Here is a 12,909-nt window from a genome sequence, read left to right on the forward strand (position 1 = left end):
GTGCCGGGCCTTCTCGTCAACGGGTCGGGTCAGACGTAGTGGCAGGCGGCTGCCCGCCCGCCGGGCAGCGGTGTGAGCTCGGGCTCGGTGGTGCGGCACAGGTCGGTGGCCAGCGGGCACCGCGTGCTGAACCGGCAGCCCGGCGGCGGTGCCACCGGGCTCGGCAGGTCGCCGCTGAGCACCACCCGTTCGCGCTGGGCCTCGCGCACCGGGTCCGGAACCGGCACCGCAGCCAGCAGCGCCTGCGTGTACGGGTGCTTCGGCTCCGCGAACAGGGCCTCCCGAGGTGCCCGTTCCATCACCCGCCCCAGATACATCACGACGACCTCGTCGCACAGGTACCGGACGGTGGCCATGTCGTGCGAGATGAATAGGAACGCGACGCCGAGATCGTCGCGCAGGTCGCGCATGAGGTTGACCACCTGCGCACGCACCGACACGTCGAGGGCGCTCGTCGGTTCGTCGGCGATGACGAGGTCGGGCCCGACGGCGAGTGCTCGCGCGATCCCGATGCGCTGGCGCTGACCGCCCGAGAACTCGGCCGGATACCGATCGGCCATCGCGGCGCTCAGGCCGACGCGCTGCAGCAGCGCGACCGCGCGGGCGCGCCGCTCCTGCGGTGTCCCGATCCTCTGCGTGGCCAGCGCCTCCACGATCGACTCGCCGACCGGGATCCGGGGGTCGAGCGAGGCGAGCGGGTCCTGGAAGATCATCTGGATCCGACGGCGGAGCGAGCGCAGGTCCCGACGGCTGGCTCTCGTGGACTCGTCCACGCGCTGGCGCCCGTCGACGACGATCTCGCCGCCGGTAGGCGACTCCAGACCGGCGAGCACCCGACCTGTGGTGGTCTTGCCGCACCCCGACTCACCGACGATGCCCACCGTGTCGCCACGGCGGATCGTCAGGTCGAGGCCGTCGACCGCGCGGACGACCGCTCGTGTGCGACCCCGGCCGACCGTGAAGTGCTTGGTCAGCCCCATCACCTCGAGCAGGGGTCGGTCGTGCACCGGCTTGGGGTCGAGCTCGATCTCGAGGTCGTGCTCCGTGGTCGTCATGCCGATACCGCCTCTCGGTGGGAAACGTCGATGGTCGCGGTCGCCCAGCAGGCCGCCACCTGCCCGGGCCTGCGCTCGGTCAACGCCGGCTGGGACGAGCTGCACTGCGGCAGCGCCGAGGGGCACCGGTCGACAAAGGCGCACCCTGCAGGCAGCTCGGTCAGCGGGGGAGGAGAGCCGTCGATCTGGGTGAGCCTGTCGGGCAGCGGCCCGTCGACCGCCGGGATCGATGCGAGCAGCCCACGCGTGTAGGGGTGCTGCGGAGCGGCGAAGACGTCGAGCACCGGACCCGACTCCACGATGCGCCCGGCGTACATGACGGCGATACGGTCGGCGAACCGCGCCACCAGCCCCATGTCGTGCGTGACGAACACGACCGCGGAGCCGCGCTCGGAGCTCAGCCGGGAGAGCAGGTCCACGATCTGGGCCTGGATGGTGACGTCGAGCGCCGTCGTCGGCTCGTCGGCCAGCAGCACGGTGGGCTCGCACGCGACCGCCATCGCGATCATCACGCGCTGCCGCATGCCGCCGGAGAGCTGGTGCGGGAACGCGGCCAGGGTCCGCGCCGGGTCGGGCAGGCCGGTCTCGGCGAGCAGCTGCAGCGCGCGCTCGCGCGCCGCTGCCCGTGACAGGCCCAGATGACGGCGGAGCGGTGCCACGATCTGCGCCTCGATCGAGATCACGGGGTTGAGCGAGGTGCCCGGGTCCTGGAACACCATCGCGATGTCCCGTCCCCTGGCGCGGCGCAGCTGCTCAGGTCTCAGGGCCAGCAGGTCCTGACCCTGCAGCCACACCTCGCCTCCGGTGATCGTGCCCGAGCCACCGACGATGCCCATGAGCGCCAGCGACAGCACGCTCTTGCCCGAGCCGCTCTCTCCGACGATCGCGAGGCGCTCGCCGCGTGCCACGGACAGGCTGACGTCGGTCACCGCCCGGGCCGGTCCGTTCGCCGTCGGGAACTCGACGCTCAGCCCGCGCACCTCCACGGCGATCTCCGGGCTCATCTGCTGCGACGCATCCATCGGCGTTCCTTTCGTGCGCGCATGACGGTGGCGCGGAGGGCGGGATCGAGCTGCTCCCGGACGCCGTCGGAGAAGAAGTGCAGGCTCAGCGACAGCAGCACGATGGTCAGACCGGGGATGGTCGAGATCCACCAGGCCTCGCGCAGGTAGTTCTGGCCGTCGGCGATGATGTTGCCCAGCGAGGGTGTCGGCGGCACCACGCCCAGCCCGAGGAAGGACAGCGCGGCCTCGGCCAGGATCGCCTCGGCGGCGTAGATGGAGGCCACCACCATCATCGGAGCGACGCTGTTCGGCAGCATGTGCCGCCGCACGTTCCACCACGCGGAGGCGTTCGCCATCCGGGCGGCGTCCATGTAGGTGCTGGAGACGATGCTCAGGGCGAGCGAGCGCTGCAGCCGGATCGCCGCCGGCATCGATGCGATCCCCAGCGCGATGATCAGCTGGACGGGACCGGGGCCGAAGACCGCGACGATCACGATCGCCATCAGCACGGCGGGGAAGGCCATGAGGACGTCGACCAGGCTGGAGACCGCCGCATCGACCCGCTTCCCGAGCGTCGCGGCCAGCGTGCCGATGATCATGCCGCCCAGCAGCGAGATCGTCGCCGCGGCGAGCCCGACCAGGATCGAGATCCGCAGCCCGGCGAACGTGCGCGCCAGGATGTCTCGGCCGAGCTTGTCGGTGCCGAACGGGTGCTCGAGGCTGGGTGGCGCCAACGACGCCAGCAGGTTCGACTGCGTGAGGTTGCCCAGCGGGAGCCAGGGTGAGAGCAGGGCGATCGAGACCAGCGGCACCATGATCGCGCAGGCGATCACGTTGTTCCGGTTCCGGAAGAAGCTGCGGACGCCGGCCCGGACCATGCTCGGCTCGGTTGGGGCTGCAGCGGCGGCAGGTGCGACCTCGGCGGTGGCGTCGGGCGCTGGCGGGGCGGTGGCCTCGGGCGGCCGTGTCTCGGTGCTGTGGAGCGTCATCGGGACCTCCGTGGGTGGGCTGCGGGGGTGGGCGCGGCGCTCATGCGAGCCGCACGCGGGGATCGACGCGGGTGTAGACGACGTCGGTGACGACGTTGATCGTCAGGAAGATCAGGGCGTAGACGAGGATCAGGCCCTGCACCACCGGGTAGTCGCGACCGGTGATCGCCTGGATCAGCTGGGTGCCGATGCCCGGGATCGAGAAGATCGCCTCCACGATCACCGTGCCGGCGAGCAGCCGGCCGAAGCTGAGACCCGTCATCGTGATGATCGGCAGCGCCGCGTTGGGCAGTGCGTGCCGGAACAGGATCGTGGGTTCCGGCGTGCCCATGGCGCGGGCGGTGCGCACGTAGTCCCTGCCGAGCGTCTCGACGACGGCGGACCGGGTGACCCTGGTCAGGGCCGCGACCTGCCCGATCGCGAGCACGATGACCGGCAGCGCCAGCCGCGCCGCCATCGCGCCGGGGTCGGACCAGGAGACCGCTCCCGAGATCGGGAACAGACCCAGCCCGTAGGAGAGCCCGAGCATCAGCAGCAGCGAGAGCCAGAAGCTGGGCACGTTGTCCAGGACCATCACGACAGCCATCAGAGCGCCGTCGCCGCGGTTGCGACCCTTGCTCTTGGAGTACGCCGCCACCACGCCCAGCGGTACCGAGATCAGCAGCCCGAGCACCGTGGAGGTGATCGCGATCGTCGCCGTCAAGGTGATGGCGTTGCCGATGATCGAGGTGACCGGCAGCTGGGTGTGCAGCGACCGGCCGAGGTCGAACCGCGCGAGCGAGGCGAGGTAGTCGAGGAACTGCTGCGGGAGCGGAGCGGCCAGGCCGAGCCGCTCCCGCAGCGCCTGCAGCGCCTCGGGGCCGATGTTCTCGCCACCGATGAAGACCGCCGGATCACCCGGGATCATCCGCAGCAGCGCGAACACCAGCACGATGATCACCAGGAGCGCGGGGATCATCGCGGTGATCCGGCGCCCTGCGTAGCGCAGCATCCGCCTACTCCGCCGAGATGTAGACGGGGTAGAGGTCCACGCCGGCCAGCCGGTTGACCTGGACGTTGCGCACGGTCTCCGACATCGCCCAGCTCTGGTTCGTGGCCGCGGAGGCGGGGTACATGACCTCGTCGGCGACGATCTGCTGGATCTGTGCGTAGAGCGCGTAGCGCGCATCCTGGTCGAGCTCGGAACGAGCCTGGTCGAGCAGCGCCGTGATCTCGGCGTTGTCGTACTTCGACCCGTTCATCCCGATCGGTGCCGCGTTCTCGGGGTGCAGGTAGCCCCGCAGCAGCGTGTCGGGGTTGATCGCCGGGTACACCCGGAACGAGAGGTCGAAGTCACCCGACTGGCGCCGTTCGTTGAACACCGGGACCTCGACGATGTCGAACTCGAGCGTGATGCCCACCTGTGCCAGGAAGTCCTGCTGCAGGATCGCGGTCTCGGTCGGTGCCGTGGTGATCAGCCGCACGGTGAAGCCGTCCGGATACCCGGCCTCGGCCAGCAGCTGCTTGGCTCCGTCGGGGTCGTAGGGGATGGGTTCGATCGAGGTGTCGGTCTCCGCCATCCACGGCGGCAGGATTCCCTGCCAGGACTGCGCGCTGTGAGGCGCGATGGCCTCGAGGATCGCGGTGTTGTCGAGCGCCATCACGAACGCCTGACGCACCCGCTGGTCGCTGAACGGCTCGAACTCCGAGCCGAACAACCAGGCGTTGGTGGTGTACCCCTCGGCCGTGCTGACCCAGATCCCCTCGGTCGAGGAGACGCGGTCGAACTGCTCGGCGCTCAGGCTGTTCATGCCGGCCGCGGCGTCGACCTCACCGTTGAGCAAGGCGGTCTCGGCCGCTGCGGCGTCGGTGATCAGCTCGAACGTCACGCTCTCGAGATCCGCGGCGCCGAGGAAGTAGTCCTCGTGACGCTGCAGCACCAGGGTCGCGTTCGGCGTCCAGGACTCCAGGTAGAACGGGCCTGTGCCGACCGGGTTTCGGGGGTAGTCGGCCCCGAAGTCCTCGATCGCCTGCTGGTTGACGATCTGCCCCTGGTGGTTGTTGGTCACCTGCAGCAGGAAGTTCGCGTCGGGTGCGTTCAGAGTGATCTGCACCGTGTAGTCGTCGAGCGCGACGATCTCCTGGATGCTGCCCAGCTCTGCGCGGTACTGCGAACCGGTGGCCGGGTCGAGGATCCGCTCGTAGCTGTAGACGACGTCGGCAGCAGTGAACGGTCCGTAGTCGAAGTGCCAGGTCGCGTTCTCGACGAGGTTGAACGTGTAGACCAGGCCGTCCTCGGAGATGTCCCAGCTCTCGGCGAGACCCGGCAACGGCTGACCCGTGACCGGGTCGAACGACGTCAACCCGTTGTAGATGTTGAGCGCGATCATCTCGGTGTCGATGCGGAACAGCGTGGCCGGGTCGAAGCCGACCGGTTCGGAGTACTGCCGGACCACCAGGTTCTGGTCATCGGCCAGCACCCGGTCCTCTGGCGCCACCATCTCGGTGAGGGCGGGCGGCTCGTCGGAGGCGGAGCCGGACTCGTCCGAGGTCGGCGCCTGCTGACCGGCGGCACCACAGGCGGACAGCAGCAACGCGCTGCCGAGAACGACGACGAGGCGGCGTGAAGGGAGACGTCTCACGTGGGGCTCCTAGGAGGAGGGGGGGATCAGACGGTGAGCGGGGTGCGCTCGCGGACCTGGGTCTCGGCGGCGACGGCGCCGGGGACGAACTCGACGAGCTCGCTGTGGGTGAAGGCCATGTTGAACTCGTAGCCTCCGCTCATGTACTGGGCGTAGACCCGCGCCTCCTCCTCGACCGAGCCGGCGGCCGTGCAGTCCATCGGGATGAGGGTCATGTAGTGGCGGTTGCTGCAGCCGAGCGCTGCGGCATGCGCGCACACGGCCGCGGAGACCCCGGTGACGAGCACGGTCCAGCTCTGGGGGTCGGCGCCGAGGTCGGCGAAGACCTGCTCGAGGGTGGTGCCCGCCCACGGGTCGTGGCTCCACTTCTGCACGACCGGCTCACCCGGCAGGGGAGCGATCTCGGGAGCGATCTCCACGCCGTCGGAGCCCTCCGCCAGGATGGGGTTGCACCCGAAGCGCGTGACCTCAAGAGCCTCCGGCTTGCGCACCGACTGGATGTAGACGACCGGGGCGCCGGCGGCACGGGCCTTCTCGATCAGGCGCTTGTTGCCCTCGATCGTGTCGGTCATGCGCGAGGAGAATCGCTCGGTGTTGTGCACGAAGAAGTTCTCCATGTCGACCACGAGCACGAGCGTGGTGGCGGGGTCGAGCTCGAACGGGCGGGGCTGGGGCATCTCGATGTCGAGGACGACGCGAGCGGGCGGGGCGGTCCAGGTCATGGTGTTTCTCCTTCGGGGCGGGCGGCGGGAGCCGTCTGTGGGTGGGTGCGGTGGTCGGGTCAGGCGGCGGTGCGGGTGCGCTGGGTGGCAACCGACTCGAAGTACGCGACCGTCGAGGCGACGTCGACGACGTCGGCGTACTTGGTGTGCATGTCGAAGAGGTTCATCGCGTGGGAGGCCTCGGTGCGGTCGAAGCAGCACTCGGCGACCACGCCCATGCGGAAGCGGAAGGTGGCGCCGTCCACCACGGAGGCGCGCACGCACCCGCTGGTGGTCTCGCCGCACGCGATGACGGTGTCGACGCCGAGATAGTTGAGGTGGAAGTTCAGGGGCGTGCCGTGGAAGGCGCTGGCGGCGGCCTTCTCGATGACGACCTCGCCCTCGATCGGGGCCAGCTCGGCGACGATCTCGCCGCCCCGGGCCTTCTCGGCCTCGGTGAGCAGGTCGGTGGGGCGGCGGCTGGCGGGCTGGCTGGCCGCCCACGGCGAGGGGAACCGATCCATGCCCTTGGCGTGGATCACGGGGATGCCCGTGGCGCGTGCCGCCTCGAGCAGCGGCACGGTCCGGTCGATCGCCTCCCAGCCCTGCAGCCCGCAGGACATCGGCCACTTCTTCACCGACTCCATCAGCGGCTCGCGGTCCAGCCCGAGCACGCTGTAATAGTCGTCGATGATCAGCAGGGCCGGCTTGCTGCCGAAACCGAACGGCTGGGTCTTGGCCCAGCCCGAGGACGCGAGGTGCTCGACGTCCTGCTCGGTCAGAAAGGGGGTCCAGATCTCGTCCATGGTGGCCTTCACTTCTCACGTCGGTGGTGGAACGGCTGTGAGATGAAGGCTGGGGCAGTCCCGTGTCGCGCCGGGGACCCCGCCGATTTCTGCACCGTTAATTCAGGTGCCAGGCATCGCTGCGGGGCGCTGACCTGTACCGATGGTGCGAAGCGCCCTGGTTACGCCACCCTTGCGCACCCCCTGCGCATGGGTTGCCGCTGCTCAGGCGAAGGCCGGGACCACCGCTGGACCCCGCGTCTGCCAGGTCCCGATGGCGATCCGATCGGCGCGCAGCACACCGAAGCCGTAGTCCACGACGCGCTTGGCGCCCGAGTAGACGCGGCGCTCGATCCGGATCAGCGCTGACCCCTCGGGGACGCCGAGAAGCTGGGCGGCATCACCCCGAGCGACCGTGGCATCGACGTTCTGCTCGACGCCCAGCACACCGCCCTCGTCCACGAGGAGCTCGTCGAGAACGTCGTAGTAGTCACCGCAGAGCCGTTGGTCCTCAGGCCCGAGGTCCCCGGCGATGCCGCTGGGCAGGTAGCTGGTCCAGATCGCGACCGGCTCCGCGGCCACGACGGTGCGCCGCTCGAGCAGCACCACGCTCTCGTCGATCGAGACCTCCAGGATCTCCGCGACCGGCGTCGTGGCAGGGATCGGGCCGAGCGCGAGCACCTCGTGGTACGCGCCCTCGCGCAACGAGAACCCGCGCACCGGTCCGTGACCACCGTTCAGCTGCTTCGACGACGCCACGAAGGTGCCCATGCCCTGCTGGCGCGAGATCACGCCCTCGGCCTGCAGGAGCGCGAGTGCGTCGCGCGCGAGGTTGCGGCTGACCGCGTACGCGCTGGCGAGGTCCTGCTCGCTCATGAAGCGCTGTCCCGTGCCGTACTGGCGGAGGATGTGCGAGCGCAGCACGTTCGCCAGCCGGCGCGCATCACGCGCGCGGCGCCAGGTCGCCACGATCGGTTGCGCCACGGTCGGACGCTAACCGGCGGGTGTTTCGAGGATGTCACACGACCGCCTCAGAACGCCGAGGTCGGCCCGCGCTCTCGCTCAGCCCTTGCGAGCGCACGCACCACGTCGATCGGCTCGCGCCGTCGCAGCGCGAGCGCGGCCAGCAGCTCCACGACCGGCTCCATGACCTCAGGCTCGAAGGCGGGCGTCGGCAGCCCGACGCTGACCGCGAGGTCGTCGGCGTGCACCACGGTCTCGAGCAACCGCATCACGAGGAAGTCGTCGGTCGCGAGCGCGCAGCCCTGCCAGGGCACGAACGTCGTCGGGCCGGCGGCTGTGATGGCGGGACCCAGGCCGGCGAGTGCGGCGTCGAGCACCGCGACCGAGTCCTCGACGCCGGCGCCGCCCATCTCGTTGAAGTCGTCCCGGATCGAGGTGTTCTCGGGCGCGTCGGTGGGCGCGTCGAGCCAGTCGAGCTGGTCGGCGTACTCGATCAGTGACAGCACCCGTACCCGGTCGGTGGGGAACTCGATCGCGAGGAACTCGACCGCGCACTCCGGCTGGCTGACCAGGTGCCGGGTCAGCCCGCCGACCGTCATGCCCGGGAGCGCTGACTCCTCGTCCCAGCGCGCCGCGACCTCGGGCGAGCGCACCAGCGGGGTGATCGCCTCGACAGCCCGGACGAACTTCAGCGGCATGCGACCACGATATATCCGCTGGGCGCGGGAAGATGGCGGGGTGGACCCCGTCGTCGCGCTTCGCCGCATCGCGTTCCTGCTGGAGCGCCAGCTCGAGCAGACCCACCGGATCAAGGCCTACCGCAAGGCTGCGGACCGGCTGGAGGCGATCGGACCCGACGAGGTCGCCCAGCTGGCGGCGGCAGGGCAGCTCACCCAGCTCGCCGACGTCGGGCCCAAGACCGCCCTGGTCGCCACCCAGGCGCTCGACGGCGGTGTGCCCGACTACCTCGCCGAGCTCGAGTCGGGCGCGGAGGCCTTGGCACCCGGAGCCGCCGAGGTGCGCGCCTGGATCAGGGGCGACCTGCACACGCATTCCCACGAGTCCGACGGCGGCTCCCCGATCGAGCACATGGCAGCCGCTGCGATCGGCACCGGGCTCGAGTACCTGGTGCTCACCGACCACTCGCCGCGCCTCACGGTCGCCAACGGGCTCTCGGCCGACCGGCTGCGCGACCAGATCCGCCGGGTCAAGGCGCTCAACGCCGAGCTGGCACCGTTCCGGATCCTCACCGGCATCGAGGTCGACATCCTCGATGGCGGTGCGCTCGACCAGGAGCCCGAGCTGCTCGCGGAGCTCGACATCGTGGTGGCGTCGGTGCACTCCAAGCTCCGCATGCCCGCCGAGCAGATGACCCGCCGCATGGTCCACGCCGTCGCGAACCCGCACGTGGACGTGCTCGGGCACTGCACCGGCCGGCTGATCACGGGAGGCCGTGGCACCCGGCCGCAGTCGACCTTCGACGCCGAGCTGGTGTTCGAGGCCTGCCGCCGGTTCGGCGTCGCGGTCGAGATCAACTCTCGCCCCGAGCGGCGCGACCCACCCACCGACCTGCTGGAGCTCGCCATGGAGACCGGCTGCGAGTTCGCCGTCAACACCGACGCCCACGCCCCCGGCCAGCTCGACTTCCTCGACTACGGGTGCGCGCGCGTGGCCAAGCTCGGCATCGAGCGTGACCGCATCATCAACACGATGGCGGCGGACGACCTGCTCGCGTGGACCCGCTGACGTGCGCAGGGTGACGTACGGAGCAGTGGCGGCAGCCGTGGCGCTGCTCGCCGTCGCGTGCACCGGCGGGGGAGCAGCAGACCCGGAGCGCACGGGCATGTCGCCGTCGAGCGCGGATGTATCGCACTCGAGCGAGCCCGACTGGGCGGTCGACGCCTTCGAGGCCGCCACGATCACCGCGATCGGGGGTACGAGCCTCGACACCGTGCTCGCGGCGTTCGGTGCAGGTGGTGCCCCGGTGCTGCCCAGCGAGCACCTCGACGCGCCGTGGACCGGGGGCGAGCAGCCGGCATGGGCGGTCATCGCCCCGGTGGGCGAGGGGGTGATCGTCGTCGAGCCCATCGGATACGTCGGGACGAACCCGGCGGTGCTCGAAGCGGCCTCGCAGGGCGGTACGGCGGTGATGGTCTATTGGAGCGTCAACTACGACACCGAGGTCGAGATTGCGGTCGATGGCGAGGTCGTCGCCGGCATCTTCGGACAGCCCCACGGCATCGAGCGACTGCCGCAGCTGACTGAGCAGATCGGTGCGCCGCCGGAGGATCTGGTCGAGCAGCTGCGCTGGGGGATCGAAGCTCAGCAGGAGCTCACCGGTGCGTGGCTCACCAGCGAGCTCTGGGCGGAGCTGGAGGCACGGCCGACGGCGTACTCGCTGACACCCCCGTCGTCTCCCTGAACCACGCGAGGAACTCTTCGGCCGTGTAGACCGGCTTCTCGAGCTCGAGCGCCTTGCGGGCCTTGCCGGACTGGGTGCCGGCCTCGGCCACCACGAGCACGTCGCAGCGGGTCTTGCTCACGTTGGCGACCGGCACGAGGCCGGCGCGCAGGGCGAGGTCGTGGGCGTCGTCTCGGTCGAGCAGCCGCCCGTCGGGGAGCTGGATCATGCCCGTGAAGCACACCCGGGTGCCCGTGACCAGCACCGAGGCGATGTCGGGCACCGCGCTCTCGGCGAGCAGCTCCTCGGACAGGACGCTCAGCCCGAGCGACTTCTCGACCGCCTGCAGCCGCCGCACCACCTCGGCGGTCAGTGGCGTGGCAGCGGCGGCCTCGCGCAGCTGGGTCGCGATCACCTCGCGTGCCGGTCCGGCCTCGGGACCCGCGATCAGCTCCACCTGCTCGGCCTCCCCCCGCAGCAGCGGGCCGAGCTGTCGGCTCAGCTCCAGGTAGGCCGACAGCATCGGCATCTCGACCAGGGCTGGTGCCTCGACCCCCGCGTCGCGGCTCACCAGGCAGCCCGCGTCGGGGAGCTCGTCGGTGAGTGCGAAAGCCGTGGCCGCCCCACCGCCGTCGATCCCCTCGGCCGCGGCGAGCGCCGCCCTTGCCCGCTCGAGCGCCTTCCGGCCACCTGCGCGGCCCCGCGTGGGCACACCCAGGGGCAGCACGATCACGTGCCCGAGCCGCTTGAGCTCGAAATCCAGCAACCCGAGCAGCTCGTCCACATCCGGGCCCACCGGCGTGCACCCCGCCAGCATCGGGGCGATCACCGCCCACGCCTGCGCGAGCGTGGGTGCGAGCAGCACGTCGTCGACGCCGATCCCGTACGCCGAGCGCGCGTCGGCGAGGTCGCGCTGAGGATTGACGAGGGTGCTGATCGCCGTGCCGTCCTCGAACGCGACCGCCAGCTCCACCGGTCGCGGCCGCGACCGCTGCCCCTCCTCGCCGACCGTCAGCACCCCGATGGCGCAGCGGCGGTGCTTCGCGCCGCTGCCCGCGCTGCCCTGCAGGAACCGCACCACCCTGCGGTCGACCTTCATATCCTTCGGCAGCACCGGCCGCCGCAGCACCAGCCCCTCGAGCGAGGTGCACCGGCTCAGCGCCACGTACAGCTGCCCGTAGTCGAACGTGCCGCCACGCAGGTCGACCACGAGCCGGTCGATCGTCTGGCCCTGGCTCTTGTGGATCGTGATCGCCCACGCCAGCGTGAACGGCAGCTGCGTGTACGTGCCCACGATCTCGTGCCGCATGGAGCCGCCCGCCACCACCGGCCGGGTCACGTCCCAGGTGTGATGCCCGACGGCGACCACTCGCCCGTTCTGCAGCCGCACCGTGGCAGCCTGGTCATGGGGGTCGAACCCCACGATCGTGCCGAGCGTGCCGTTGGCCCACCGGTCGCTCGGGTCGTTGTTGAGCAGCATCACCTGGGCGCCGACCTTGAACCGGAGCACGTCGGGGACAGGTGGGTCGAACCCGTCGAGGTCACCGCTGGCCCAGGCGTGCTGCACGATCTCGGGCTCGTCGATCGCCTCCAGGCGCGCGTTGTTGCGTGCGGTCACGACCCGGTTGGTGGGCGCGACCGTCAGCCACATCTCGGCGGCGGGCGGCTCGAAGTCGACATCGACACGCTCGTCCAGCTCATAACGCGCCGAGCTCAGCAGGGTGCCCTCGCGGATCGCGTTGAGCGCCGAGGTGAGCCTGTCGTCGCCCTGCTGCCGGAACACCGTGGTCAACGAGACCGTCGGGAAGATCTCGGGCCGGTAGGCCCGCGCTGAGAAGAAGTACGGCGTGGGATAGGCGGAGGCCAGGTGCCCGGCCTCCGCCGTCGAGACCACGGGTGGGAGCTGGAACAGGTCGCCGACGAGCGCGACCTGCACCCCACCCAGCTCCTCGCCGCGCTGCGGCCCGAACCGTTCGAGCGCGGCGGCGACCTTGTCGAAGAGGTCGGCGCGAACCATCGAGGCCTCGTCGATCACGAGGGTCTGCAGGCCCGCGATCGTGGCGGCGAACCGGCCCGGGTAGTAGCGCCCGGAACGCACGTCCGCGAGCGAGGTGTCGGGTCGGAAGCCGAACAGCCGGTGCAGCGTGTATCCACCCACGTTGAGCGCCGCGATCCCGGTCGGAGCGGCGACCACCACCCGGCGGTCGGTGCTCTCGACGAACCGCCGCACCAGCGTGGACTTGCCCGTGCCGGCCCGGCCGGTGAGGAACAGGTTGCTGCCGCCCTCGAAGAGGTCGAGCGCGCGGCTGAACTCCTCGGTGACCTGCAGCACGGGCGAAGGATCACTCACCCGCACATCATGCCCGCGGGCGCCGACTCCTCAATAAGGT

Annotated in this window: 12 protein-coding genes; 2 read left to right on the top strand and 10 right to left on the bottom strand. The window is 70.6% G+C overall.

The genetic code is table 11. The features are described 5' to 3' along the window. Positions 1-29: 29 nt before the first annotated feature. The 9 genes from GPA03_RS14060 to GPA03_RS14100 form a co-directional block, all read right to left on the bottom strand. Positions 30-1,055: an ABC transporter ATP-binding protein gene (locus GPA03_RS14060; RefSeq protein WP_156252671.1), complete on the bottom strand. Its 1,026-nt coding sequence runs from the start codon at positions 1,053-1,055 to the stop codon at positions 30-32. Beyond that, the gene (locus GPA03_RS14065) at positions 1,052-2,077 is read right to left on the bottom strand and encodes an ABC transporter ATP-binding protein (RefSeq protein ID WP_206673572.1); all 1,026 of its coding nucleotides are present in this window, start codon (positions 2,075-2,077) and stop codon (positions 1,052-1,054) included. The genes GPA03_RS14060 and GPA03_RS14065 overlap by 4 nt, the downstream gene beginning before the upstream one ends. Then, positions 2,056-3,048, bottom strand: coding sequence for an ABC transporter permease (locus GPA03_RS14070; RefSeq protein WP_156252672.1), 993 nt, complete (start codon positions 3,046-3,048; stop codon positions 2,056-2,058). The genes GPA03_RS14065 and GPA03_RS14070 overlap by 22 nt, the downstream gene beginning before the upstream one ends. Positions 3,049-3,088: 40 nt before the next feature. Next, the gene (locus GPA03_RS14075; protein ID WP_162458377.1) at positions 3,089-4,039 is read right to left on the bottom strand and encodes an ABC transporter permease; all 951 of its coding nucleotides are present in this window, start codon (positions 4,037-4,039) and stop codon (positions 3,089-3,091) included. Positions 4,040-4,043: 4 nt separating this feature from the next. Beyond that, the gene (locus tag GPA03_RS14080) at positions 4,044-5,669 is read right to left on the bottom strand and encodes an ABC transporter substrate-binding protein (protein ID WP_156252674.1); all 1,626 of its coding nucleotides are present in this window, start codon (positions 5,667-5,669) and stop codon (positions 4,044-4,046) included. A 26-nt stretch (positions 5,670-5,695) separates the two neighbouring features. Beyond that, entirely contained in the window at positions 5,696-6,391 is a 696-nt protein-coding gene (locus GPA03_RS14085; RefSeq protein WP_156252675.1) for a cysteine hydrolase family protein, read from the bottom strand. Between the two features lie 59 nt (positions 6,392-6,450). Further along, on the bottom strand, positions 6,451-7,176 hold the full coding sequence (locus GPA03_RS14090; RefSeq protein ID WP_156252676.1) for an isochorismatase family protein: 726 nt from the start codon (positions 7,174-7,176) through the stop codon (positions 6,451-6,453). 204 nt (positions 7,177-7,380) lie between these two features. Continuing rightward, positions 7,381-8,139 (bottom strand): GntR family transcriptional regulator, encoded by a 759-nt coding sequence (locus GPA03_RS14095; protein WP_156252677.1) that lies wholly within the window; start codon positions 8,137-8,139, stop codon positions 7,381-7,383. 47 nt (positions 8,140-8,186) lie between these two features. After that, the gene (locus GPA03_RS14100) at positions 8,187-8,816 is read right to left on the bottom strand and encodes a maleylpyruvate isomerase N-terminal domain-containing protein (protein WP_162458378.1); all 630 of its coding nucleotides are present in this window, start codon (positions 8,814-8,816) and stop codon (positions 8,187-8,189) included. 40 nt (positions 8,817-8,856) lie between these two features. Here GPA03_RS14100 and GPA03_RS14105 point away from each other — a divergent pair, with 40 nt between their 5' ends. Together GPA03_RS14105 and GPA03_RS14110 are read left to right on the top strand one after the other, a co-directional pair. Next, the gene (locus GPA03_RS14105; RefSeq protein ID WP_156252679.1) at positions 8,857-9,864 is read left to right on the top strand and encodes a PHP domain-containing protein; all 1,008 of its coding nucleotides are present in this window, start codon (positions 8,857-8,859) and stop codon (positions 9,862-9,864) included. A 10-nt stretch (positions 9,865-9,874) separates the two neighbouring features. Further along, positions 9,875-10,540: a DUF6461 domain-containing protein gene (locus GPA03_RS14110; protein WP_156252680.1), complete on the top strand. Its 666-nt coding sequence runs from the start codon at positions 9,875-9,877 to the stop codon at positions 10,538-10,540. Here GPA03_RS14110 and GPA03_RS14115 read toward each other — a convergent pair. Next, positions 10,467-12,869, bottom strand: a complete 2,403-nt coding sequence (locus tag GPA03_RS14115; protein WP_241681307.1) for an AAA family ATPase — start codon at positions 12,867-12,869, stop codon at positions 10,467-10,469. The two genes, GPA03_RS14110 and GPA03_RS14115, sit on opposite strands and share 74 nt — an antisense overlap. Between the last annotated feature and the right edge of the window lie 40 nt (positions 12,870-12,909).

The sequence above is a fragment of the Pseudactinotalea terrae genome (assembly GCF_009733845.1).
Taxonomy (GTDB): domain Bacteria; phylum Actinomycetota; class Actinomycetes; order Actinomycetales; family Beutenbergiaceae; genus Pseudactinotalea; species Pseudactinotalea terrae.